Below are 25,860 nucleotides of genomic sequence, written 5' to 3' on the forward strand. Positions count from 1 at the left end.
AGGTGTTTTAGGGGGAAGCGTATGAAGAATGTTGCGAATCAGCGATATTATTTAGTTCGTGAAGATGTATTAACGGATGCTATGCAAAAAACGTTGGAGGCGAAGCACTTACTTTCGAGTGGTTCAGTATCCTCCATTTGGGATGCGGTCAAGCAAGTGGATTTATCGCGCAGTGCGTTTTACAAATATCGTGATGCTGTATTTCCTTTTCACTCCATTGTACAGGAGCGCATTTTAACAGTCTTTTTACAGCTTCAAGACCGAAAAGGAACATTGGCAAAGCTATTAGAAACTGTGACAAATTCGCATTGTAATGTACTGACAATTCATCAAACAATTCCAATTCAAGGACGTGCAAATGTTACATTATCATTGGATGTGACGAGCATGACTTCTGAACTTGATGACTTAATACAGCAGTTAAAAAGGTTAGATTTTGTAGAGTCAGCTGAGGTCATTAGTTCTGGTGCGTTGTAAAGGGGCAGTTTGTAAAGCCCCTTTGTCTTTTAGTAGTTCATGCTGGTAGATGTTGATACAAAATTTCGCTTCCTTTCCGCATGCGATAAGCAAGCCTCGCCGAAGTAAAAACCTCAGTGGGGTTTCGCTTAACTCGCTATCCTGCAGAAATACTGCGGAATTTGTAAAAGCTGCTATAGAAATGTACAATTCCATTTCAAACAGCTAGCAAAAGCAGTACGTATTTTCACAATACTTTTTAGAGAAGGCTGTTTTACATAGCCTCTTCTTTTTTAGCAAGAGTTTTCCAAACATTATAAATGTTTAATATACTACGCATTGTAGCGGAGGAGGTCATTTTGATGACAGAGCAACAGTGGGAAAAGCGTATTGCATATTTAGGACCAGAAGCTTCATTTACATATTTAGCAACAAAATCTATTTTTCCAACTGACTGGCTTGTCCCATGTGCAACAATTCCAGAATGCATTGAGGCAGTGGCAGAGGGGAAAGTTGATTTAGCAGTTGTACCATTAGAAAATGCACTAGAGGGCTCAGTTCCGCTGACGCTGGATTATTTATTCCACGAGGCAACGCTTTATGTAACAGGTGAACTACAGCTGAAAATTCAACAACATTTAATGGTCAATAAAGCGCAGAAGAACAATTGGGAATCGATTGAAGGTGTTTATTCGCATCCGCATGCATTAGCTCAATGCCACAAATATTTATTTTATCGTTTTAGTGATGTGCCGTTACATCAAACAACATCAACAGCAGCCGCTGCAAAATTTGTATCCGAAAATCCTGATAAATGTATTGCTGCGGTTGGTAATGCAGCAGCCGCAGCAAAATACGGTTTAACTATCGTGCAAGACAATATTCATGACTTTCATTTTAATCATACTCGTTTCTTTGTATTATCAAAGCAAAATAAGCGGTTACCACAGGAATTATCAGAAGGGCAAGCAAAGACAACTTTCATGATTACATTACCGACAGATCGATCAGGGGCTTTGCACCAAGTTTTATCGGTATTTGCATGGCGACAATTAAATTTAAGTAAAATTGAATCACGCCCATTAAAAACAGGTCTTGGAGATTATTTCTTCATGATTGATGTTTTAGCAGATGAAAAAGACCCGATGATGCGTGGAGCTATGGAGGAACTGGCGGCGCTTGGTTGCAAGGTGAAGTCACTTGGTACATACTTTACGTATTTAACAACGTCTGACGAAGAATAACAGCAACTTAGGGGTGATTGATGTGGGTGGCATTATATTATTTGATGGCATTTGTAATTTTTGTAATAGTAGTGTGCAATTTATTATTAAACGTGACCGAGCGGCGTTTTTTAAGTTTGCTTCGATTCAAAGTGAAGTTGGTCAAGCACTTCTTGAACAATACAAGGTACCAGCAAATATAAATAGTGTGATTTACATTGAGCAAGGAAAAGTATACGTTGAATCGACAGCAGCACTTAACATTACTAGACACTTAGATGGCTTATGGCCTGTGTTTTATGTGTTGATTGCTATACCACCTTGTATACGAAACACTGCCTATCAACTTTTTGCTAAAAATCGCTATCGTCTTTTTGGTCAAAAGCAAGCTTGTTTATTACCTTCACCATCACAACGCGAGCGTTTTCTGGAACAACGATAATCAGCACAAAAAATCCACTGCGAATTCTACAGGAACGTAAGTCGCTACAAGCTATGTGCTAGCTGGCTGCTTACGTTGTGCTGTATGGAAATCGGAGTGGATTTTTGCGTTTAAATTTTCAGAATTGTTTGCGTGTCTGGCACGCCAATTATTGATCTGTGATTAGATAGCCTTTTTTTTGTAGGGACTGCTCTATTAAGTCTAAAATTTCCATGGATGGAGCGGAAATAACATGAAGGTGTGTGCCGCCTGTAAGTGCAGATAAGTAATTGGCTTGTGTGTCGTCTACACGTTGTACAAATTTATCGACATCATGACGGTTGGAGACCATTAAAGAAGCGGTAATTTCTCCGTAGATGGGGTGCTCAACAATCACATTTTTAACCGTACCACCGCAGTCCACGATTGTTAACAATTCGTCTTTGGCGTCTTCAGGTGTGTGAAAACAAGGGATCGTGCGTTCAACAGTTTGATTGAGTTGCTCTTGGTGCATATAAATATAGCCTTGGCTTGTTGCAATGATTGGTTCGTTTCTAGCCTTTAATAATGTCATATCATTCACAATAACTTGTCTAGAAACATTTGCAAATTTAGCGAAGTCTGTCCCAGTAATAGGTGTGTTGCTTTTTTTTAGCAGTTCTAGAAGTTGCAGTCGGCGTTCCTCGCCTAACATTTTTTTCATAAAAGATCACCTCTGCCGTGTAATAAAGGAAGTAGTATTCCTTATGCATTAGTGTACCATGAAGCATTTCCACCATGCGTGAATTTTTTGTATCCAAATGAAACATTGAACATATGATACGTAGAGAGGAAGGGAGGAAAAAATTGCGTATTCATATTGTTCAAAAGGGAGATACATTGTGGAAGATTGCGAAGGAGTACGGTATTTCATTTGAGGATTTAAAACGACTCAATGCCCATCTTGCCAACCCTGATTATATTGTTCCGGGCATGGAAATTATTTTGCCTGAAAAAATAAATAAGGAAACTCATAAAGAAACACATAAGGAAACACAAGTCCATAAAGAGATGCCTACTACTCAAACAAGGCCAAGTAAGGAAAGTGTAAAAAAAGAGGTGCAAAAGCCGATGCCGGCACCACCTCCGATTGTGGTTCAACCACCAGCACCGATGCCGATGCCAGAGCCGCAAATGATACCAATACCATTCCCGATGCCGATGCCAATGCCGATGCCGCAACCACAGCAACCGATGTGGGTGCCACAGCCAGTAGAACTTAGCTGGAATCAACAATTAGTAATGCCGCAGCAACCGGCACCTATACCAGCACCACCAGTAGCACAACCAGCACCGCCACCGCCACCACCACCGCCGCCGCCAGCACCAGCACCAGCGCCACCAGTTCAACATGTACCGCATATGCCGATGGTGCCTCATTGTTCTAGTTGCCATCAGCCAGTGCATCATCAAATGTGGTGGCATATGCCAATGCAACCACAAATAGAGGCTTACACAATGCCGCAGCAACCGATGCCATGTGTAATGCCTCAACAGCAACCGATGCCATGTGCAATGCCCCAACAACAACCGATGCATTGTGCAATGCCAGCTAATGCGGTTGGAGGAGAAAATTTCCTAGAATCGAGCACATCACCATTCTTTAATCCGAATGCCGGACAAATGCAACCTCAATTTGAGCAAATGCCAATGATGCCAATGATGCCAATGAATCAATCTTGTGGATGCGGCGCACAGCACGGAATGGGGCAATCTTGTGGATGTGGCTCTCAGCCGGTAATGATGCCGAATTGGCAATTTGACCCATGCCATTGTCCGCCACCATGTTCAGCTGGACCATGGATGTCACCGCACTTTTTCCCAGGCGGGATGACGCCTTATCGATGGTAAAAAAGCCTATATTGTCGAGGAAGTAAAGCCTAATATTTGGAAGTATAAATATCAATCTAAACATTATTTTGTAAAACGAGCAAAGCAGTTACAAATAGCGGATAAAGTGAGGGCAATTCATCGCCATTTGGGACGACTAGAACCCTCACTCGTCCTGCCGTTAGTAAAAAGTGATGATGATCAACTCATTGTTCAAATGTGGCAAGAGGGAAGTCATAGTGCGAATTTTGCTTATAAAAAAGATAGGGAACAATCTTTAAAGCTATTAATCGATTTGCATGACACGAACCAAAAAATTGCGTGGCAACGAGTACCAGGTTTGCATACCTTTTCTCAGCTTTTAAAATGGCAGATGCGTCATATGCGTTTTAAAAGTAGGCGAAATGACTTGCGAGCATTTTTAACGAGAGAAGAAGTGGAGCAAATTATTCATTTTAGCGAAAAGGCTTTGCAGTTAATGGAACTAGAAGATGTGCCGGAAAAAGACATCACGCTATTGCATGGTGATGTTGTGCACCATAACTTTTTATGGTGTACAGATGGTGAATTACGTTTAATCGATTTTGACTTAGCCCATCTCGGAGAAGCGGATGATGAGTATATATTATGGCTGCATCGCGTGTTGCCCGCAGTAGATTATGATCTTGCTAGTATTTTAAGAGAATTGCCAGCGCTTGAACGGTTAGATAAAAGGAAGTTCCATCGTTTAAAGTTTCCAAATGAGCTGTTGCGAGAATGGTTATTTGCTATAGATTTACCTTTAGAACAACAGCTAGTATTTTTAGATTATTTGATACCATTTACTAAGCGAGCGCTAACATACTGGCCGAAACTGTGGTACGATATTGATAGAGTGATGAAGAGATGACCGTCCCCGAGGCGGTCATTTTTGCATGGAATCGGCACTATTGCTATTGCATATAGTCGAGCATTCGTTCGCTATATGCTATAATCGAAGACGATGAATGTGAGGGATATACTATGTATGATTATTTAAAAGGTCAAGTAGTGCGTATTACGCCAGAATATGTCGTGCTTGAGCAACAAGGGATAGGTTGGCAATTGAATACACCGAACCCATTTGCATTTCGTGCGTCGGCAGCTGAACAACAAATTTACGTACACTTGCATGTTCGGGAAGATGCACAAGTGCTGTATGGTTTTCCGAATTTAGACCAACGAGAGTTATTCCGAAAATTAATTTTAGTGTCAGGCATTGGACCTAAAGGTGCACTAGCAATCTTAGCGACCGGTAACCCGCAACAAGTTATCGGTGCCATTGAACGAGAAGATGAAACGTTTTTAGTGAAATTTCCAGGTGTTGGCAAAAAGACGGCGCGTCAAATGATTCTAGATTTAAAAGGTAAACTTGGATCTTTACTAGACACAATGGAACTACCTAGTTCGGAAGATGAGCTGCCTTTATTCGGCGTTAATCCATATAAACATGAACTAGAAGAAGCCATTCTAGCATTAATGGCTCTCGGATACTCGGAAAAAGAACTCGATAAAATCCGACCACAACTAGAAGATAATGACAAGCTGGAAACAACAGATGCGTATATGAAGCAAGCATTGCAGTTGTTATTAAAGCTGAAATAATAGAAGGGAGGCAGGTACATGTCGGAACGTATGATAGCGAGTGAAGCTGGCCGTTATGATGAACAATTTGAATTATCTCTTAGACCTCAAAGATTAGCACAATATATTGGGCAGCAAAAGGTGAAAGAAAATTTACAAATTTTCATTGAAGCGGCAAAGCTTCGGCAGGAAAGTTTAGATCATGTACTATTATATGGTCCTCCTGGATTGGGAAAGACGACATTAGCCGCGGTTATTGCAAATGAAATGAATGTTAATGTTCGTATGACGAGTGGTCCTGCCATTGAGCGTCCAGGAGATTTAGCCGCGATTTTAAGCTCGTTGGAGCCTGGGGATGTATTGTTTATTGATGAGATTCATCGTCTTCCACGTGCAATTGAAGAAGTGCTATATCCAGCTATGGAGGATTTTTGCTTAGATATTGTTGTTGGAAAGGGACCGGAAGCGCGTTCGGTTCGTCTTGAATTGCCACCTTTTACGCTTGTTGGTGCAACGACAAGAGCCGGTGCGTTATCAGCCCCGCTACGAGATCGATTTGGTGTACTGCTACGTTTAGAGTATTACGATAATACGTCACTTGCTGAAATTGTCGTTAGAAGTGCCCATTTATTTGATGTGGATATTGAGCAAATAGCGGCAGGCGAAATGGCGAGACGTTCTCGTGGTACACCACGTATTGCTAACCGTTTACTGAAACGAGTGCGAGATTATGCACAAGTGCTTGGAGATGGTATGATAACGGAGGACCTTGCTAAGCAAGCGCTAGAGCTTTTACAAGTGGATCCTAGAGGGCTTGACCATATTGACCATAAGCTTGTGACCAATATGATTGAGCGCTTCAGTGGTGGCCCAGTAGGCTTAGATACACTTGCTGCTTCCATTGGTGAAGAACGTGTGACGATAGAAGATGTGTACGAGCCATATTTAATGCAGATTGGCTTTATTCAACGTACACCGCGTGGACGTGTCGCAACGCATCTGGCTTACGAACATTTTGGATATGATTATCCACAACAAACATAAAAGAAGGAAGTTTTTTTCATGCGTGTAGAAGATTTTGATTTTGAATTACCAGAGGAGCTTATCGCACAAACGCCCCTTGTCGATCGTACGGCAAGTCGGTTAATGGTTGTGACACCGGGCTCAGAGAAAGTCGAGCATCATCATTTTGCTCATATTTTAGAGGAGTTACATGCTGGTGACTGTCTAGTACTGAATGATACAAGAGTATTACCTGCTCGTTTAATGGGTGTAAAAGAAGAAACGGGTGCCCATATTGAAGTATTGCTCTTAAAGCAAACGGCTGGAACGGATGAATGGGAAACACTTGTAAAACCAGCGAAACGTGTTAAAGTAGGTACCGTTGTCACATTTGGAGACGGTTTACTAACAGCAACTTGTACAGCAGAGTTAGACCATGGTGGTCGTATGTTTGAATTCAAATATGAAGGTATTTTCTATGAAATTTTAGAGCAACTTGGCGAAATGCCATTACCTCCATATATTCGCGAAAAATTAGATGATAGTGAGCGTTATCAGACTGTCTATGCGAAAGAACGTGGCTCGGCAGCGGCACCTACAGCTGGTCTTCATTTTACACAAGAATTATTAGAGCAAGTACGAGCAAAAGGTGTCGAGATTGTTTTTATTACACTACATGTTGGACTTGGAACTTTCCGTCCAGTAAGTGTAGATTCGATCGAAAACCATGAAATGCACGCTGAATTTTATAGTGTGACAGAAGAAGCTGCGGCTACGATTAACCGTGTAAAAGCAAATGGCGGACATGTCATTGCTGTTGGTACAACATCTACTCGAACACTTGAAACAATTGGTTCTAAATATGGAGAAGTCCGCGCAGAGCAAGGATGGACATCTATTTTTATTTATCCAGGCTATCAATTTACAGTGGTGGATGGTTTAATTACAAACTTCCATTTACCAAAGTCAACATTAGTAATGCTTGTCAGTACACTTGCGACGAAAGATACGATTTTAAGCGCCTACCATCAAGCAGTAGAAGAAAAATATCGCTTCTTTAGCTTTGGTGATGCTATGTTTATACGTCCTAGTTTACAAAAATAATTCACTTCTGTTGCATCATCATAAGAGATGCAACAGGATTTTGATTTGTTCAATAGCATAATCAAGCAAGAAATCGGAGTACTGTTTTTACTTTAGATAAGAGAGGATTTAACATTTTATGACACAACCAGCAATTCGTTATGAACTACTTCATACATGTAAGCAAACAGGAGCACGTCTTGGCATTGTCCATACACCACATGGCTCTTTTGAAACACCAGCATTTATGCCTGTAGGGACACAAGCAACTGTTAAAACAATGTCTCCAGAAGAATTAAAAGAAATGAATGCAGGCATTATTCTTTCAAATACGTACCATTTATGGCTGCGTCCAGGTAATGATATTGTGAAGGAAGCAGGTGGCCTGCATAAGTTTATGAATTGGGATCGCCCAATTTTAACGGATTCAGGTGGCTTCCAAGTATTCTCGTTAAGTCAATTCCGTAAAATTGAAGAGGAAGGTGTGCACTTCCGTAATCATTTAAATGGGGATAAGCTGTTTTTAAGTCCAGAAAAGGCGATGGAAATTCAAAATGATTTAGGCTCGGATATTATGATGGCGTTCGATGAATGTCCGCCTTACCCTGCAACATATGACTATATGCTCAAATCCGTTGATAGAACGACTCGTTGGGCAAAGCGATGCAAAGAAGCACATGCACGTCCAGAAGAGCAAGGATTATTTGGTATTATTCAAGGTGGAGAATACGAAGAATTACGACGTCGTTCTGCGGAAGCGTTAGTAGAACTCGATTTTCCAGGCTATGCAATAGGGGGCCTATCAGTAGGCGAACCGAAAGATGTGATGAATCGAGTGCTAGAGTTTACAACACCATTAATGCCGACAAATAAGCCGCGCTATTTAATGGGTGTAGGTTCTCCAGATTCTCTCATTGACGGCGCTATTCGAGGCATTGATATGTTTGACTGTGTATTACCGACAAGAATTGCCCGTAATGGTACATTAATGACGTCTGAAGGTCGTTTAGTTGTTAAAAACGCTAAATATGCCCGTGATTTTGGTCCAATCGATCCGAATTGTGATTGCTATACTTGTAAAAACTATTCACGTGCATATGTGCGTCATTTAATTCGCACGGAAGAAACATTTGGTATTCGTTTAACTTCTTATCATAATTTACATTTTTTACTGAAGTTAATGGAGCAAGTGCGTGAGGCCATTCGTGAGGATCGTCTAGGTGATTTCCGAGAAGAATTTTTCGAAAAATACGGTTTTAATGGACCGAATGCAAAAAACTTCTAAAATTGGAATAGCACTTAGCGAAAATTTACCTGTTATAGAAAAACTATTGATAATATAGAAAAATTTTGGGCTTGTTCATCGCTTTTTTAGGGTGAAATAGTCTATACTAAAAAAGTGAGATTTGGAAAGGGGGCTAGCATTTTGAATATGGAATCAATATTAGGATTTGCACCGATCATATTGATGTTCGTGGCGATGTGGTTCATTTTAATCCGTCCTGCAAAAAAAAGACAGCAGGAAACGCAAAATATGCAAAGTAGCTTACAGCGTGGAGATAAAGTTATTACAATCGGTGGCTTACATGGTGTTATCGACTCAATTGAGGACACAGCTGTCACTTTAGTAATCGCTGATAATGTGCGCGTTAAATTTGACCGTCAAGCAATTGGACGTGTCGTAAATGATCAAGTTTAATATGATTAGGCGTTGTCCCAAATAACCTTTGGACAACGCCTTTGCCATTTTAAAAGCTATGTCGAAATGCGTATAATTTTGCCACACTTTTTTGTATAAAAAGCAACAGATACGGTCACCTTGATAGAGTGGGGGTGTTCGTATGGAAGAATATTTAGCAATTATTTTTAGGACATGCTTTTTATATGTTTTTATACTTATTGTTTTTCGATTAATGGGCAAGCGAGAAGTCGGTGAACTATCTGTTATCGATTTAGTTGTTTTCGTCTTGATTGCAGAAGTAGCTGCCTTTGCGCTAGATGATTATGAAAACCCATTATTTAATGCTATTTTACCGATTATTATTTTGCTCTTTATTCAAATATTGAGTGCTTATTTATCGTTGAAGAATAAGAAAATACGTGATTTAGTTGATGGCGATCCAGCTCTGCTTGTCAAAGATGGAATTATCCAAGAAAGCGAGATGCGAAAACAGCGCTATAATTTAGATGACCTTTGCCAGCAACTACGTGAAAATGGCATCTCCTCTGTTACGGAAATAGCTTATGCCTATTTAGAGCCTTCTGGTAATCTTTCCGTTTATAAAAAAGATGAAAAGGCTTTTGTCTATCCGCTTATTATCGATGGTGATATCCAAGACCGACATTTAATGCTTATCCATAAAGATGAAAAATGGTTAATGGATGAGTTAGCTAAAAGTAATATTCATGATAGTAGTACCGTGTTCTTTTGTATATGGGAGGACAATCGACTTCATATTCAATTGAAGGAACATTAGACCTTCTTCGCTAATTTCCGAATATAGTGGAAATCTGTAAAACGCAATTGATTGGACATTAATAATAACGTAAATAGTAAAAATAACGTGACACAACTACTTAAAATAAAAGGTAGTGGCAGTATTTGCATAAAGAAATATTGGGCAATACAAACGGCAATGAAGCAACTATAAGGGACAACAAACATACGGAAGCCGGCGCGTAAATTTTTGCGCTGTCTGACCGTAGCAATATGCAAGAATGATGTAAGTAAAACGCCGAAGCCAATGGCTACAACAGCTCCTTTTTCTTGGATGCCAGGTTGAGAGGCCAGTACAAACATAACGAATAGTTTACCGAGTCCACCATAAATGGAGTTCATCATGGCAGCGCGCGCCTCACCAACGGCCTGCAAAATGGAATGTAATGGACTTTGAATATAATAAAAATAAAATATAGGTGCTAAAATTTTCACATAGCCTCGGTTTTCTTCTAGATGAAATAATTTCATGGCTAGCTCGTCACCGTGAACGAAAAAATATGTGGCGGCAATGCAGCCTACTAAAGAAGATAAGCGCAACGAAACGGAAATACGTTCCTGTAAAAGCGCATTGTGTTGGCGTGCAACAGCATCACTAACAGCAGGAATAAGGACAATAGAAAGTGCTGTAGAAACAAAGGCTGGGAATAGTAGCAAGGGCACTAAAACACCTGAAATGACCCCATATAAAATAGTAGCGGCAGAGGCCGTTAATCCTGCCATCGTTAATGCTTTTAAAAAAATAATCGGTTCTAAAAACCAAGTGAAGGAGCCAAATAGTTTGCTTCCTGCAGATGGGATGGCTACCCGAAGCATTGGTGAAGCCGGATAAGACTCCACTTTGCTTTTCTTTGGTAATAATCTCCTCTTTGAAACGGCGTAATGTAGCCATAAATACAGGAACGCAACAACTTCAGCTAAAAGTGTGATACCCATAGCAGAAGCCGCCGTTATGGAAGCATTATTATAAGCTGCAACCAATGGTAGCATAAAGGTAATAAAGCCGATGCGGACAACTTGTTCAAGCATTTGTGCCCATGCAGTTGGTGTAATTTTAGCAACGCCCTGTAAATAAGCGCGGAGCAATCCTGAACCGACCGAAACAGGCACGGCAAACAGTGCAATCCAAAGTGTAAATGTTGTTTGTTCATTATGTAACAGAGTAGTAGAAATATAAGGTATTGTTAGTGCTAAAAGTGGCATAAAAACAATCATGCCAATAAATGACCAAATGATTGCCGTACGCATCACGCCAAAAATGCTTTCACGTTTATTTTTTGCTAGTAATTCTGCCACAATTTTTGCTACAGCGATAGGTAGTCCAAGTTGAATGAGTGAGATGAAGAAAATAAATGCAGGATAGGCGGTCATATAAATACCGACTGCTTCTTCACCAGCAATGCGCATAAACTGCATTCTATAAAAGAAGCCAAAAAGTTTAGATAAAAAAATAACAAACATTAAAAATAGTGTACCTCGTACAAAAGAACTCATGCCATCCGTCCCTTCTCAAGCCGCAAAAATTCATTTACACTATTTGTATGCAAACACTTCTTACGATACAACTTTGATTGGAGATGATTCAAAATGAGTATGCAACATGCACAACTATTTGAAAAAATTCGTCCGGCAATTGATAGTAAGATTGCAGAGTTTAAGTATTATAAATATGATGCGATTTCCGCAGAAGAATTATGGCGTTATTGTGTAGAAAAAAAATGGCGCAAAAAAAATGTTGAGCAATTACGATTATATGAAATTATCGCAACTATATTTGCAGTATCGCCGTCTGATATTGTATCATTCAATCAAGTAGAGTTTTTACAAAGTGATAATTGGTTTGCAGAAATAAACACCGAGGAATTAAAATCATTGCTTGGGCCATTAAAAACACAAGAAGAATATGTCGTTTCTGTAAAAGATTAATAAGAATACTACAGTGTTGAATTGACACCAAGCGCAACGTGTTTCATAATGAGTGTGTTGCGCTTTTTTACTTTGTACAAGCCATGTCGAAAAATAGGCTGTAAAAGATTGTAAGGGACTTTGCTTTCCCTACATAATTGTTCCGCTTACTATTCATAATGAAATGGAAGACGCATCTTCTATTGGTACGGAATTTGCGCGTTATTGAACGATTGAAATAAGTAAAGCAAACCTTTTGAAGCACGAGCTACATAATTCTAAAGGAAAAGGAGGAATACACGCTTCAAAAGGTATTGCTAGTATACTTGTTTGCAGTGTAAGGGATGCCCTTGCACCAATTCGAGGAGGATTTATAGATGAAATTAAGAAGTCGAATTGTTGCATTCGTGCTACTTTTGGTGCTATTTGCAGCTTCCATGGGTACGACTGTAGATGGCGTCTTAAAGGACATTAAGCTTGGTCTTGATTTACAAGGCGGGTTTGAGGTACTTTATGAGGTCAATGAATTAAAAGAAGGACAAAAAATCACACCAGAAGTTGTAACTGCAACGGCAACTGCTCTTGGTAACCGTGTCAATGCAATTGGGGTAAGTGAACCAAGCATTCAGGTTGAAGACAAAAACCGTATTCGTGTGCAATTAGCGGGGGTTGAAGACCAAGAATCTGCTCGTAAAATGTTATCTACATCTGCGAATTTAACATTCCGTGATGTCGATGATAATTTATTATTAGATGGTGATGATTTAAAAGCTGATGGTGCAAAGGATTCCTTTGACCAACAAAACCGTCCAATTGTTTCGCTAACGTTAAAAGATGCGAAAAAATTTGCAGATATTACAAGTAAAATTGCTGCCAAACCACAAGGTCAAAATTTACTTGTTGTATGGCTAGACTTTGAAGAGGGTGTCGATTCTTATAAAGCGGAATCACAAAAAGCGAAGCCTCGCTATGCTTCTGCAGCAACAGTGAGCCAAACATTAAATACAACGGATGTTATGATCAGCGGTAATTTTACAGTTGAAGAAACTAAAAATTTAGCAGGCATTTTAAATGCTGGTGCACTTCCTGTGAAGCTTGATGAGATTTATTCTACATCAGTGGGCGCACAATTCGGTGACCAAGCATTGAAAAGTACAGTGTTTGCAGGTATTGTAGGCGTAATTGTTATTTTCCTATTTATGCTATTCTACTACCGTTTACCGGGCTTTATCTCAATCATTACACTTGCTATTTTTACATTCTTAGTTCTTGTTGTGTTCGACTGGATTAATGCCGTATTGACATTGCCAGGTATTGCAGCGATTGTGCTCGGAATAGGGATGGCTGTGGATGCGAATATTCTAGCGGCAGAACGTATTCGAGAAGAGCTGCGTGTTGGTTATTCGGTTAAACAAGCATTCCAGCTTGGTTCAAAACAATCTTTATCAGCGATTGTCGATGCACAGTTAACAACATTATTAGCTGCAGCCGTATTATTCTACTTCGGGACAAGCTCTGTTAAAGGATTTGCTACAACATTAATCATTAGTATTTTACTAAGCTTCCTAACGGCTGTGTGGGGTTCACGTGTACTACTAGGGTTACTTGTAAATAGTGGTTATTTCAATAACCCAGCATGGTTTGGTATCCCAAAATCGAAACAACATAGCTTAGATGAAAATATCGGTACATTAAATTTATCAACTAAATTTGATCGTTTCGACTTTGTACACAACCGTAAAAAGTTCTATACGTTCTCGTTAGCTATTTTTGTAGCAGGGATTGTTGTACTAGGGATTTTCCGTTTAAATCTTGGTATTGACTTCTCAAGTGGTACACGAGCGCAAATTGAAGCAGATCAAACTTTAACGAAAGAAGAAGTTTCAAAATATGTGACTAGCATCGGTTTCCCATCTGATGATATCGTGCTTTCAGGTGAGAAAAATAACATGGCGGTTATCCGTTATAAAGATGACTTATCACAAAGCGACATTTTAAAATTCAAAAAGGTAGTTGGTGAGAAATATGGCCATGAGCCTGGAGTAAGTACAGTTTCTCCAACTATCGGTAAAGAGCTAGTGAAAAATGCGATTAAAGCATTATCACTTGCTGCACTTGGCATCATCATTTATGTAGCCATTCGATTTGAATGGCGTATGGGTGTAGGTGCGATTATGTCACTGCTACATGATGTATTCTTAATTATCGCTGTCTTTAGCTTTATGCGCTTAGAAGTGGATATTACGTTTATTGCTGCCGTACTGACAATTGTTGGTTACTCCATTAACGATACAATTGTTACATTTGACCGGATGCGTGAAAACTTAGCGCAATATGATACAATTAAAGACCGTGAAGTATTAGCGAACATTGTTAATAAATCGTTGCGTCAAACGATGGGACGTTCGGTGAATACGGTGTTAACTGTAATTATCGTAGTCGTGTCACTCCTTATTTTCGGTGCACCATCTATTGAAACGTTCTCTATCGCATTGTTAATCGGTTTAATTACAGGTATGTATTCTTCTATCTGTATCGCAGCCCAAATCTGGTACTCATTAAAAGTACGTGAGATGAAAAAATCAGATGGTCAACTGCGTAAAAAAGAGAAAAAACAATGGGGAACAGACGAGCCGACTGTTTAATAAATACTTAAAAGAGCCATCTCAACATCAGTTGAGATGGCTCTTTTTTAATGTTAGGATTAGTAGTTTTACTAATTATTGAAACTTTTGTTGAAAATATCAATGTATTTAATTATGGTACTTTATAGTGTCAATGATAGATTATTTCGTGCCTAATTAGTCCCGTGTACTGTGAATATTTATAAAAATATACTTCTTCTTTATATCTTTTGTATAGTAAAGGAAACTGTTCGTGAGGTTTGGTATATCTAATGTGTTTGTAATATACACTACCTCTTTCAGAAGAAACTGAGGAAAAAATTGCTGTTGCTATAGAAGCTAGAACACCTACTATTACATTTTTTGTAAGTATTGCGGCCAGTGCTCCTATTAGTGCAGCTTTAGTTAAGCCAGTTACATTAATCTGTCCATAGTTTGTAAATTCATAGACCCATGTTGAACCAATTCCAGCTCCTTGGTCAATTGATAAAGGAATTGGTCTATGGTTTTGTAAGAGTGGAGATTGAGAGTAATTGATTATAGTATCTTCTTTTTCAATTTCTGCAAATTGTTTTAAAGAATTTACTATTTCATCAGGTATTTTTTCACCGTTTAAAAGCATTTCATTTTTTATTGTGTCGTAAACAATGTTTTCAGTTATGTATCCGTCATCTACAATCACCGTTTTTATAGCGTTATTAATATTTATTGTGACATTGAAAGTTTCATTATTTGCAGTGTCGGTTAAGATAAAGTTTTTATTGTTGGTTGTTACTTCTGCTATTGCTAATGGGGGAGAGAAATTAAAAAATACTAGTAGAATTAACAATGTGGAATTTAACAATTTTTTCATGATTATACTCCTTTCTTAATTAAAAAGACTATAAATATGATATAAAAATTATATATAATAAATACGATAAAATAAACCAAAAAGTGATTTTATAGGAGGAATTTTCGATGAAATTGCTGAAAATCGTATTAAGTTTATTGATTGTACTGGTGGGCTCTTTCTTTTTAAATACAACAGTAAAAGATGAATTGTTTAAAAATATTGTATTGGATATTTTTGGGGTTATGTTTTTGTTTGTCGGTCTGTTTTATCTCGTAAAAACAATGAAAGTGCCTCACAAATACAACAAGAAATAAGCAGCTTTTTAATCTTTTTATCAGAATTGGTTGACAATTATTGTAGGTTGGCATAGAATAAGGCTAACTTTTCGTTCGGTATATGGTAGAAGGTCTCGGGAGCGAGATCGACCTTAGAACAGATGAGCAGAGCATAGATGAGAATAGCTGAGAAATTGTTGAATAAGAGTAGTAGCATAAGTGTGCAATGTAGAGAGTCAGTGGTCGGTGTAAACTGATTTGTAGCTTATGTGAATGGACTTATGAGAGTTGCTATATAATAGCAAACGGATTCCCCACGTTATCGGGGGTGCTTCCATCATGACGGTTGTGTCTTACACAGCTGTTGATTCGGCGCATGCCTGAAAATCCTTCGCCTGAAACCACAGCGATTGATTTAATTTACGATAAAATGGTTGAAGCACATAAGTGAGAGCTTTTTAGCTCTAATATGAGGTGGCAACGCGGTCATGATCGTCCTCTGTAATTAGGAATTTTCCTTTTTGCAGAGGGCTTTTTTGTTTTGTTTTGATGCTTTTCCCAACTCGTATATGCAAATTTATTTTAATAAAGGGGTTTTGTCGATATGCAAACAACCAGTTCAAGAACAAAGATGAAAACAATCAATGGGGATTCATTAACACCAATCTTAATTTTTAGACGCTTGCAAGGCACCCATAAATTTTTACTGGAGAGTTCAGCACAGCATGAAGGCGCAGGACGTTATTCTTTTATCGGCGCTAATCCACGAAAAACCTATAAAGGTGTGGGCGATGAGATAGAGGAATATTCCTATAAAACAGGAAAAACGTATACACATAAAGGTGATCTTTTTGTACTGTTGAAGCGCTTGATGCCACGTATTTCTAATACAACCGAATTTCCTTTTTCAGGTGGTGCCGTTGGTTATATTGGTAGTAATGCAACGAACATCGTTTTAAATCATCAAGGAATGTTAGAACTACCAGATGTTCATTTCCATGTCTATGAAACCATTATTGTGTTTGACCATCTAACGGATGAGGTGACTTGCATTCATACGAACATCGATGCAGAAAAAAAAGAGCCAAATTTAGAGGAGCTAGCTCACCAGTTGTTAACGGGCAATGAAGGGGAGGATACTACATGGAGTTATGATGGACTAACAACGCTATCAAATCAAGAACTTGAATCCACTGTGACATCGTTAACTAAGACGTTAAGCGAAGAGCATACACGTGTTGTTCTGTCCAAACGCTTTATTGCCAATATACAAGGAGATGCATTGGCGCTCTATCGCCAATTACGTAAAAAAACGCCTGCGCCGTACATGTATTTTGTCACTTTCGATGATCATATTGTGCTGGGAACATCACCTGAAAGTTTAGTTCGAGTACAAGATGAACATGTCATTGCGACGCCAACGGAAGGCTCTTGTGCACGAGGTGCAACAAACGTAGAAGATTTAGATAATGAACGTCAGCTATATGAAAATGCTGAGGTAAGGAAATCGCATGCAAGTCTTGTTTCGGCTGTACAACAAAAACTAGCCACTGTTTGTTTCCCTGATTCTATCAAGCTAGTTGAAACGATGAAAATTGAGCGGTCAAAGCAAGCCATGCATATGACATCACGTCTGGAGGGGCAGCGCTTACCGATGCTTCATGCAGTAGATGTATTGGCTGCTATGATGCCAACATTCGCATCTATTAATATCGCAAACGAGCAAACAGTAGAAAAAACAGCTCAAACAGCAGGTGTTTTTGGTGGAGCTATTGGATTTATAGGGTTTAATGGGCATTTAGATTTTTCATTAACAGGCAAATCCATTGTAGTGGAAAACGAAAAGATGCATACACAATCCACTGTTATGGTAACTAAATATTCAAATGTCGGCAGTGTATTGACACATGTAACAGCAGAACAACAGTTGTTTTTACAACATTTAGAATATGAAGGTGGGGCTAAATGATGGACAGTATACAACAAAAGGTACAGCAACGACAGCATTTAATGTATGAAGAAATGATTGAAGCAGCTCAATGGATGTTCCAACAGGAGACGCCAAAAGATGCTATCGCCCAATTTTTAATAGCCTTATCTGCAAAGGGTGAAACGGCACATGAAGTTGCAGCATTAGCAACAGTAATGCGTTCGTTTGCGCTCCAAGTGCCAGCAGAAGCTGGGGTTTATATGGATAACTGTGGTACAGGCGGAGACGGCTTAAATACATTTAATATTAGTACTGCATCAGCCTTTGTCTTGGCAGGAGCAGGCGTTAAAATGGCGAAGCACGGGAATCGCAAAATTTCTTCTGCATCAGGTAGTGCAGATGTGTTAGAGGCTTTAGGTATTCATACGAATATATCGATTGAACAAACACTGACACTTTTAGAAACAGAAGGAATTGCCTTTTTATATGCTCCAAATGTCCATCCGAAATTAAAACGTATTGGGGAAGTACGACGTGCCTTAGGAAAGCCTACTATTTTTAATCTTGTCGGCCCACTGACAAATCCCGTCCCTTTAGCCACACAATTTACGGGCATTAATCGTCCCAACTTTGTAATGGAATATGCCTCTGTTTTACAAATGCTTGGACGGGAGCGGGCGATTGTCGTTTCTGGTCCGAAAGGGTTAGATGAAGCATCACTTGCCGGTCAAAATACAGCCATCTTAGTAGATAAAGGTGACTTAATTCCATTTGCCTTAACAGCAGAAGATGTCGGGCTACACTATGCACCCCTAGAAGCGATACGCGGTGGCAAAGCTGATGAAAATGCAACTATTATGCGTAAATTACTCGCTGGTGAACAAAGTGCCTATTTCGATACGGTATTGTTAAATGCCGCAATAGGTTTGTTCAGCCAAGGAACAGCACAAACCGTTCAAGAAGGTGTTGAAATGGCAAAAGATAGTATTTTCAGCGGCCGTGCATTGCAGAAATTAGAGGCAGTTGTTGCCTTTAGTGAAAAAATAAAAGAAGTGGAGATTGGGCTATGAATATATTAACAAAAATAATTGAACAGAAGAAAATAGAAGTAGACGCATTGCTTACACAGCCAGATCCATTAGCCAATTGCAACGAGATAAAACGTAACGCTCTTTTTGCAACGTTAAAGTCTGCTGATACGTTACAAGTTATCGCCGAAATGAAACGCGCATCTCCATCCAAAGGTCTTATTGCAGAGGGCGCTAATCCAGTAAAACAGGCAAAAATTTATGCACAAGCTGGTGCAGCCGCCATTTCGGTTTTAACAGATAAAATGTTTTTTCAAGGCTCGTTTGAAGATTTAGCAGCCGTTGCGAAGGCGGTTCAAACGCCACTTCTGTGTAAAGACTTTATGATTGACCGTGTGCAAATTCGCTTTGCGAAGGCTGCTGGAGCATCAATCATTTTACTTATCGTTGCAGCACTTGACGATGTAATGTTACAAGATTTATATCGCTTCGCCACAAGTTTAGGTCTTGAAGTATTAGTCGAAGTGCACGATATTGAAGAGCTTGAACGAGCACTCGCTGTTGGGGCAAAGCTAATTGGGGTCAATAACCGAGATTTGCGTACATTTGAAGTGGATTTAGAGCGAACAAGAGAAATTGCAAAAGTCTTTCCATTTGGGGAGCAACGTATGCTTATTAGCGAGAGCGGAATTTGGCATAGTGATGATGCCAAAAAGGTTGCAGCGATGGGAGCAAGTGCTGTTCTTGTAGGAGAGTCATTAATGCGCAGTGGAGATGCAGGTGTAGCACTTCAACAATTACAAGTAAATAAAGCAGGTGCATCACTATGACGAAAGTGAAAATTTGTGGTTTGAAAGAAGTCCAGCATGTGCAAGCCGCAGTGCAGGCAGGTGCAGATGCCATCGGTTTTGTCTTTGCGCCAAGCAAACGTCAAGTAACCATTGAACAAGCGCAACAATTGGCCAAACATGTACCCGATGGAATAAAGAAAATTGGTGTCTTTGTCAATCCAACGCCTGAAGAATTACGTTCGGCAGTATTAACTGTGCCATTGGATTATGTACAGTATCATGGGGAGGAATCTCCAGCGTTTATTATCCAACAAGGCTATCCATCCATTAAGGCTTTGTCTGTGCATTGCGTTGAAGATGTGCAGGCAGCTACTAACTACGATGTGGATTATTACTTATTTGATGCACCTGGCACAGATTATAAAGGTGGTAGTGGGCATACATTTGATTGGACATTACTTGAAGCTGCTGGTATTCCACAACATAAGCTAATTTTAGCTGGTGGTTTAAAATTAGACAATATTCAAGAGGCACTGTCACTCGTATCACCTTGTATGGTAGATGTTTCAAGTGGCGTGGAAACAGAGGGTAGTAAGGATACAGCAAAAATAGCAGCATTTCTACAAGCAGTAAAGAGGGGGAGAGTATAATGCATTCATTGGCAAATAGCGTACCAACAAAGGAAGGTCGCTACGGAAAATTTGGTGGGCAGTATGTCCCAGAAACTTTAATGACAGCATTAATTGAATTAGAAGCAGCATTTGATGAAGCGATGGCAGATCAGGCATTTACGAACGAGTTAGCTTATTATTTAAAGGAATATGTAGGACGTGAGACACCACTGTACTTTGCTGAAAATTTAACGAATGAGCTTGGTGGTGCCAAAATTTATTTAAAACGTGAAGATTTAAACCATACAGGCGCACATAAGATTAATAATGCGATTGGCCAAGCACTTCTTGCTAAGCGTATGGGAAAAAAGAAAATCGTCGCGGAAACAGGTGCAGGGCAACATGGTGTAGCGACAGCGACTGCTTGTGCTTTATTGAATTTGGAATGTGTCGTATTTATGGGTGCAGAAGATATTAAACGACAGCAATTAAATGTTTTCCGTATGGAGTTACTTGGCACAAAGGTAGAGTCTGTAGAGACAGGGTCAAAAACATTAAAAGATGCTGTCAATGCTGCCCTACGTTATTGGGTGACGAATGTTGAAGATACACATTATATTTTAGGTTCCGCTCTAGGGCCACATCCATTTCCAAAAATTGTACGTGATTTCCAACGGATCATTGGTGTGGAGACAAGAACGCAAATACTGGAAAAAGAAGGGCGTTTACCCGATGCAATAGTCGCATGTATAGGCGGTGGTAGCAATGCGATTGGCATGTTCCATCCATTTGTAGATGATGAAGCGGTCGCATTATATGGTGTAGAAGCAGCTGGCAGTGGTATTGACACTGGAAAGCATGCAGCAGCTATTGCTGGTGGGCAGTTAGGCGTTCTACACGGAGCGTATATGTATTTACTGCAAGATGACAATGGTTTTGTGCAGGAGGCTCATTCCATTTCGGCTGGCCTTGATTATCCTGGTAAGGGGCCTGAACATTGTTATTTGCATGATATTGGTCGAGCAAAGTTTGATTCGATCACAGATACTGAGGCGCTTGAAGGTTTACAATTACTAAGTCGGACGGAAGGAATATTACCTGCATTAGAAAGTGCTCACGCCATTGCCTATACTGCGAAGATTGCACAAGAAATGGATGCAGATGATATTATTGTTGTTTGTTTATCGGGTCGCGGGGATAAGGATGTCCATACGGTACGTGCAGTACTTGGAGGTGAGCAATCATGACCAATTTACAACAGGCAATTGAACAAGTAAAAAATGCAGGGAATAAAGCTTTTGTGCCCTATATTATGGCGGGGGATGGAGGACTTAGTACAGTAAAGCCCACAATCTTGTCGCTACAAAAAATGGGGGTAACAGCTATTGAGATCGGAATTCCTTTTACCGATCCTGTTGCAGACGGTCCTACTATTGAGCAGGCTGGTGAACGCGCATTAGCAGAAGGTGTAACATTGCGTAATGTTTTAGAGACACTTGCATCATTCCGTCAAGAAATTACTGTGCCATTAGTCGTGATGACCTATTTTAACCCTGTTTTAGCTTATGGCTTAGAGCAATTTGCTAGTGCTTGTGTGGCAGGGGGTGTCAAAGGATTAATCGTCCCTGACGTACCACTTGAAGAAAGTGCCATACTGCGTCAAACGTTAAATCCCCATGGTGTGGATATTGTGCAGCTTGTATCATTAACAAGTCCACCAGAGCGAATTGCTCGTATTGCAGCGGCTAGTCAAGGCTTTGTCTATGCTGTAACGGTGAACGGCATTACGGGAGCACGTGCAAGTTTTGCGGATGATTTAGAAGGGCATTTTCAACGTCTGCGAGAGATGTGTCACATACCGGTATTAGCTGGCTTTGGTATTTCAACACCACAACAAGTTGTGAGCATGGGAGCACTTGGGGACGGCGTCATTGTAGGCAGTACAATAGTAGAGGCCTTGCATAAAGGCAACGTTGCGAAGGTCGAAGCATTAGTCGCTGCCTCAAAAGGAACGATTGAGACGTCAACGCCTTTATAGCAAATTGTGTGAGAATTGTTTGCGTGCCTGGCACCGAGTCTACTCTTTTTTAGAGTAGGCTTTTTATTATGGATGCAAAAAACGTTATCTTAGAACATTGATGCAATTTGGATAAACTAGTAAGCTAGTGAATAGTGCGTATAGGCGCGATTTTCGGTATAATAGCCTTCGTGAGGAAGTGAGAAAATGATTTTATCGAAAAAAAGATGGCAGGTCGAGCGTCCAGACGCACAACTTGTCCAAACATTACAAAATGACTTACAACTTTCTGCTATTGCGGCAAAAATTTTAGCAGCACGAGGCTGTACAACATCAGCTGATGCAGAAAGCTTATTAAATATGACAGAAGCAAATATTCACGACCCATTTTTAATGCATGGTATGGCAGAAGCGGTAGCGCGCATTCAACAAGCGCTTGAAAATAACGAGAAAATATTAGTGTACGGAGACTATGACGCGGATGGTGTAACAAGTACGACGGTAATGCTCCATGTCTTACTAGACCTTGGCGCAGATGTGTCCTTTAAAATACCGAATCGCTTTTTACATGGCTATGGTCCGAGTGAAGCATTATTTCGTGAAGCCCATGAAGAGGGCGTTCAATTAATACTAACGGTTGATAACGGTATCTCTGGGATTGAGCCAATCCGAGTGGCCAAAGAACTTGGAATGGATGTCATCGTGACAGATCACCATGAGCCAGGGGAGGAGTTACCGCAAGCAGATATCATTTTACATCCGCGTGTACCTGAAGGACATTATCCATTTGGTGAGTTAGCAGGTGTTGGCGTGGCGTTTAAATTAGCACATGCCCTTTATGGTGAGCTGCCAACCCATTTATTTGAATTTGTAGCAATTGGTACGGTTGCAGATTTAGTTCCGTTAGTGGATGAAAATCGTTATCTTGTAAAGCGTGGTATTGAGGAAATGCGTCGTTCACTTAGTCCATGGATTCAAGCGTTATGTGAGGTGGCAAGTGCGGAACAAGCTACAATTAATGAGGAAACAATCGGCTTTTACTTTGGGCCGCGCTTAAATGCAGTTGGGCGTCTAGGTGAAGCATCGCCAGCTGTTGAGTTGCTCATGGCAGAGGATACAGCAAAGGCGACAGCATTAGCCAAACAACTAAATGGATGTAATGCAGAACGTAAAGATATTGTGAAAAGTATTACCGATGAAGCGATTGCCTTCATTGAAGCAGATAAGAAAATTGGTGATTCTCTTGTGTTAGTTGTTGCAGGGGAAGGCTGGAATGCTGGTGTTGTAGGGATTGTCGCATCTAGACTTGTTGAACTTTATTATCGTCCAACAATTGTACTGTCACTAGATTTTGAGAAAGGGACAGCAAAGGGGTCAGCCCGTAGTATTGAAGGGTTCCATTTATACAATGAATTGGCGAAAAATAGAGATATTTTACCGCATTTTGGCGGGCATCCGATGGCAGCGGGGATGACATTGCCATTAGAGCACGTTGATGAACTGCGCGCACGCTTGGATGCGCAAGCAAGAGCTTGTTTAACCGAAGAGCAATTAACGCCAGTTCTTTCTATTGATATACCACTTAAAATTGATGAGATTTCCGCAGATGCTATTGAAGAAATTGCCATGCTCGGTCCCTTTGGCACTGATTTTCCAAAGCCAGTATATGTACTTGAGGATGTGGAAATCGCATCGATGCGAAAAATTGGTGCTGCAGAAAATCACATTAAAATGGAATTAACTGACGGTCTTGAAAAATTGGATAGTGTAGGATTTAACAAAGGTCATTTATACCATGAGCTGACTTACGGTATTAAAGTGTCGTTTACTGGCGATCTTCAAATTAATGAATGGCAAGGACGTAAAAAGCCACAGTTTATGATTGAAGATGTTCAAACGACAGAGTGGCAATTATTCGATATTCGTGGCATACGCCAAACATCTCGATGGTTACACACGGTACCAAAAGAGGAAGCGGTCTTTTTGGCGTTTCGTCCTGAGACAATCAGCTATTATCATTCATTGCTTGGTGTGTCAATTCAGTTAGTAGATGCTGAGCTGTCCAATGTAGAGCAAACAGATTATATTGTGTTGCTAGATTTACCGCACAATGTTCAATTATTAGAAAATGTGTTAAGCAAAACAGCACCTACACGTATTTATGCCCATTTCTACATGCCAGATTCCCAGTACTTTAATGGCATACCTACACGTGAGCAGTTTGCGTGGTACTATAAATTTTTAAAGCAACGTCCTGCATTCCCACTAGACATGCATTTACCGGATTTAGCCAAACATACTGGTTGGCCATTAGAAGCATTAAAATTTATGACACAGGTGTTTTTTGAGCTTAATTTTGTTAGAATGGAGAGTGGACTGACGACTGTCAACGTGAATGCGCCAAAAACGGCATTAACTGAGGCACCGTCTTACAAACAACGTTCTGAACAGATTGAAATAGAGCAAAAACTTGTCTATGCGCCATATATAGAGTTAAAGCAATGGTTTGATGAACGATTAAATTTATATGCGAATACAGTTTCGTAGGAGGAGCAAGAACTATGGATTTAAAGCAATACGTGACAACAGTTGAGAACTGGCCAAAAGAAGGCATCAGCTTCAAGGATATTACAACAATTATGGATAACGGTCCAGCTTACAAATATGCAACAGATCAAATCGTAGCTTATGCTAAGGAAGTAGGCGCAGAAATTATTGTAGGTCCTGAAGCACGTGGTTTCATTATCGGTTGCCCAGTTGCCTATGCGCTTGAAATTGGCTTTGCGCCAGTTCGTAAACCAGGAAAATTGCCACGTGAAGTCATTAGTGCAGATTACGGTTTAGAGTATGGTAAAGATACTTTAACAATGCATAAAGATGCCATCAAACCAGGTCAGAAAGTACTTATCTGTGATGATTTACTAGCTACTGGTGGTACAGTCGAGGCAACAGTACGCTTAATTCAACAATTAGGTGGAGAAGTTGTTGGCTGTGCATTCCTAATCGAGCTAAAAGAACTAAATGGCCGTGCAAAACTTGGCGATTTAAGTGTAAAAACTTTAATTCAATATTAATAACCAAAAAGGCTGTCCCAAAGTGGGCAGCCTTTTTTGGTGTCAGGCACGCAAACAATTTGAACACAATTCGAGTCTACCTTTTTTCATAGGATTTCACTACTTTTTGTATTTTTTGGAGCGTGTTATAAAAATTTATATATTGTTCGAATCCAATATCATGGATGATTTTTTCCTGTAAGTCTTTCCAAATAGGTGTTGCTTCATTTAGTTTTTCCAGGCCGGTAGTAGTTAGGGAGATAATTTTTGTTCGGCCATCTTGGGAATCTTGGGTAATAGCCACATAGCCATTTTTTTTCAAAAGATTGACATTGCGGGTTATTGTCGTCTGGTCAAGTGAAAGAATAATGCCTAGTTGACTAACTGAAACGGCTTGATGCTTTGCTATATTGGCTAACAGAGCGTATTGCGTAACTTTTAAATTAGTAGGTTCAAGAATTTTATCGTATAACTGCGTTACAACTCTAGTCTTCTTTCTAAGATTTGTACATACGCAAATTTGAGTATAGTCAATGTCTGTGTATACTTTCTCCATCAAATAAGCTCTCCTTTTATGTTTTTTAATTGTTTATATTATAGCACTTAAATGGAAAATATTTCTTGACATAAAAAATAAC

The 25,860-nt window shown here is 39.8% G+C and carries 26 protein-coding genes and 1 other annotated feature; of the genes, 22 read left to right on the forward strand and 4 right to left on the reverse strand.

All coding sequences use genetic code 11. From position 1 onward, the window contains the following. The first annotated feature begins 21 nt into the window (after positions 1-21). From FC748_RS01670 to FC748_RS01680, 3 genes are all read left to right on the forward strand, one after another. Positions 22-477 (forward strand): transcriptional regulator ThrR, encoded by a 456-nt coding sequence (locus FC748_RS01670; RefSeq protein WP_024363178.1) that lies wholly within the window; start codon positions 22-24, stop codon positions 475-477. A 341-nt stretch (positions 478-818) separates the two neighbouring features. Continuing rightward, on the forward strand, positions 819-1,700 hold the full coding sequence (gene pheA, locus FC748_RS01675) for a prephenate dehydratase (RefSeq protein ID WP_108029855.1): 882 nt from the start codon (positions 819-821) through the stop codon (positions 1,698-1,700). A gap of 22 nt (positions 1,701-1,722) precedes the next feature. Then, positions 1,723-2,121, forward strand: coding sequence for a thiol-disulfide oxidoreductase DCC family protein (locus FC748_RS01680; protein WP_024363176.1), 399 nt, complete (start codon positions 1,723-1,725; stop codon positions 2,119-2,121). 148 nt (positions 2,122-2,269) lie between these two features. Here FC748_RS01680 and FC748_RS01685 read toward each other — a convergent pair whose 3' ends face one another. Further along, complete coding sequence (locus tag FC748_RS01685; RefSeq protein WP_024363175.1) at positions 2,270-2,803, reverse strand: transcription repressor NadR; 534 nt, start codon at positions 2,801-2,803, stop codon at positions 2,270-2,272. 143 nt (positions 2,804-2,946) lie between these two features. On the opposite strand from FC748_RS01685, the gene FC748_RS01690 reads away from it, so the two are divergent. From FC748_RS01690 to FC748_RS01725, 8 genes are all read left to right on the forward strand, one after another. Then, positions 2,947-3,990 carry a LysM peptidoglycan-binding domain-containing protein gene (locus FC748_RS01690; RefSeq protein WP_024363174.1) on the forward strand — a complete coding sequence of 348 codons (1,044 nt, stop codon included), beginning with the start codon at positions 2,947-2,949 and terminating at the stop codon, positions 3,988-3,990. A gap of 34 nt (positions 3,991-4,024) precedes the next feature. Further along, positions 4,025-4,858 carry a phosphotransferase gene (locus FC748_RS01695; RefSeq protein WP_051147745.1) on the forward strand — a complete coding sequence of 278 codons (834 nt, stop codon included), beginning with the start codon at positions 4,025-4,027 and terminating at the stop codon, positions 4,856-4,858. Between the two features lie 113 nt (positions 4,859-4,971). Continuing rightward, complete coding sequence (gene ruvA / locus FC748_RS01700; RefSeq protein ID WP_108029854.1) at positions 4,972-5,592, forward strand: Holliday junction branch migration protein RuvA; 621 nt, start codon at positions 4,972-4,974, stop codon at positions 5,590-5,592. 18 nt (positions 5,593-5,610) lie between these two features. Next, positions 5,611-6,615, forward strand: a complete 1,005-nt coding sequence (gene ruvB / locus FC748_RS01705) for a Holliday junction branch migration DNA helicase RuvB (RefSeq protein ID WP_024363171.1) — start codon at positions 5,611-5,613, stop codon at positions 6,613-6,615. Between the two features lie 18 nt (positions 6,616-6,633). Continuing rightward, on the forward strand, positions 6,634-7,677 hold the full coding sequence (gene queA / locus FC748_RS01710) for a tRNA preQ1(34) S-adenosylmethionine ribosyltransferase-isomerase QueA (protein ID WP_024363170.1): 1,044 nt from the start codon (positions 6,634-6,636) through the stop codon (positions 7,675-7,677). 118 nt (positions 7,678-7,795) lie between these two features. After that, positions 7,796-8,941: a tRNA guanosine(34) transglycosylase Tgt gene (gene tgt / locus FC748_RS01715; protein ID WP_024363169.1), complete on the forward strand. Its 1,146-nt coding sequence runs from the start codon at positions 7,796-7,798 to the stop codon at positions 8,939-8,941. Positions 8,942-9,088: 147 nt separating this feature from the next. Next, the gene (gene yajC / locus FC748_RS01720; RefSeq protein WP_024363168.1) at positions 9,089-9,355 is read left to right on the forward strand and encodes a preprotein translocase subunit YajC; all 267 of its coding nucleotides are present in this window, start codon (positions 9,089-9,091) and stop codon (positions 9,353-9,355) included. Positions 9,356-9,497: 142 nt separating this feature from the next. Then, a complete protein-coding gene (locus FC748_RS01725) occupies positions 9,498-10,133 on the forward strand; it encodes a DUF421 domain-containing protein (RefSeq protein WP_024363167.1) in 636 nt (211 codons plus the stop codon). Here the strand turns inward: FC748_RS01725 and FC748_RS01730 are convergent. Beyond that, positions 10,130-11,647, reverse strand: coding sequence for a putative polysaccharide biosynthesis protein (locus FC748_RS01730; protein WP_024363166.1), 1,518 nt, complete (start codon positions 11,645-11,647; stop codon positions 10,130-10,132). The genes FC748_RS01725 and FC748_RS01730 overlap by 4 nt on opposite strands. A gap of 93 nt (positions 11,648-11,740) precedes the next feature. Here FC748_RS01730 and FC748_RS01735 point away from each other — a divergent pair, with 93 nt between their 5' ends. Both FC748_RS01735 and secDF read left to right on the forward strand, forming a co-directional pair. Next, positions 11,741-12,079, forward strand: a complete 339-nt coding sequence (locus tag FC748_RS01735) for a post-transcriptional regulator (RefSeq protein ID WP_024363165.1) — start codon at positions 11,741-11,743, stop codon at positions 12,077-12,079. A gap of 356 nt (positions 12,080-12,435) precedes the next feature. Beyond that, positions 12,436-14,703: a protein translocase subunit SecDF gene (secDF, locus tag FC748_RS01740; protein WP_108029853.1), complete on the forward strand. Its 2,268-nt coding sequence runs from the start codon at positions 12,436-12,438 to the stop codon at positions 14,701-14,703. A 130-nt stretch (positions 14,704-14,833) separates the two neighbouring features. Here secDF and FC748_RS01745 read toward each other — a convergent pair whose 3' ends face one another. Continuing rightward, a complete protein-coding gene (locus tag FC748_RS01745) occupies positions 14,834-15,535 on the reverse strand; it encodes a hypothetical protein (RefSeq protein WP_108029852.1) in 702 nt (233 codons plus the stop codon). 107 nt (positions 15,536-15,642) lie between these two features. Between FC748_RS01745 and FC748_RS01750 the strand changes: the two genes are divergently transcribed. From FC748_RS01750 to FC748_RS01790, 9 genes are all read left to right on the forward strand, one after another. Next, entirely contained in the window at positions 15,643-15,831 is a 189-nt protein-coding gene (locus tag FC748_RS01750) for a hypothetical protein (protein WP_108029851.1), read from the forward strand. Between the two features lie 149 nt (positions 15,832-15,980). Further along, positions 15,981-16,295: a binding site (T-box leader), on the forward strand. A 101-nt stretch (positions 16,296-16,396) separates the two neighbouring features. Then, positions 16,397-17,761 (forward strand): chorismate-binding protein, encoded by a 1,365-nt coding sequence (locus tag FC748_RS01755; RefSeq protein WP_108029850.1) that lies wholly within the window; start codon positions 16,397-16,399, stop codon positions 17,759-17,761. Further along, a complete protein-coding gene (gene trpD / locus FC748_RS01760) occupies positions 17,761-18,792 on the forward strand; it encodes an anthranilate phosphoribosyltransferase (RefSeq protein ID WP_108030023.1) in 1,032 nt (343 codons plus the stop codon). Before FC748_RS01755 ends, trpD begins: the two co-directional genes overlap by 1 nt. Continuing rightward, a complete protein-coding gene (gene trpC / locus FC748_RS01765) occupies positions 18,789-19,580 on the forward strand; it encodes an indole-3-glycerol phosphate synthase TrpC (RefSeq protein WP_024363159.1) in 792 nt (263 codons plus the stop codon). The genes trpD and trpC overlap by 4 nt, the downstream gene beginning before the upstream one ends. Next, entirely contained in the window at positions 19,577-20,191 is a 615-nt protein-coding gene (locus FC748_RS01770) for a phosphoribosylanthranilate isomerase (RefSeq protein WP_108029849.1), read from the forward strand. Before trpC ends, FC748_RS01770 begins: the two co-directional genes overlap by 4 nt. Next, positions 20,191-21,399: a tryptophan synthase subunit beta gene (gene trpB, locus FC748_RS01775; RefSeq protein WP_108029848.1), complete on the forward strand. Its 1,209-nt coding sequence runs from the start codon at positions 20,191-20,193 to the stop codon at positions 21,397-21,399. Before FC748_RS01770 ends, trpB begins: the two co-directional genes overlap by 1 nt. Further along, a complete protein-coding gene (gene trpA, locus FC748_RS01780) occupies positions 21,396-22,190 on the forward strand; it encodes a tryptophan synthase subunit alpha (protein ID WP_108029847.1) in 795 nt (264 codons plus the stop codon). Before trpB ends, trpA begins: the two co-directional genes overlap by 4 nt. Positions 22,191-22,376: 186 nt before the next feature. Beyond that, a complete protein-coding gene (recJ, locus tag FC748_RS01785) occupies positions 22,377-24,716 on the forward strand; it encodes a single-stranded-DNA-specific exonuclease RecJ (protein WP_029747278.1) in 2,340 nt (779 codons plus the stop codon). Between the two features lie 14 nt (positions 24,717-24,730). Then, positions 24,731-25,243 (forward strand): adenine phosphoribosyltransferase, encoded by a 513-nt coding sequence (locus tag FC748_RS01790; protein WP_024363155.1) that lies wholly within the window; start codon positions 24,731-24,733, stop codon positions 25,241-25,243. Positions 25,244-25,319: 76 nt separating this feature from the next. On the opposite strand, the gene FC748_RS01795 is transcribed toward FC748_RS01790, so the two are convergent. Continuing rightward, on the reverse strand, positions 25,320-25,778 hold the full coding sequence (locus FC748_RS01795; protein WP_024363154.1) for a MarR family winged helix-turn-helix transcriptional regulator: 459 nt from the start codon (positions 25,776-25,778) through the stop codon (positions 25,320-25,322). Between the last annotated feature and the right edge of the window lie 82 nt (positions 25,779-25,860).

It is taken from the genome of Lysinibacillus sphaericus (assembly GCF_005217585.1).
Classification (GTDB): domain Bacteria; phylum Bacillota; class Bacilli; order Bacillales_A; family Planococcaceae; genus Lysinibacillus; species Lysinibacillus sphaericus.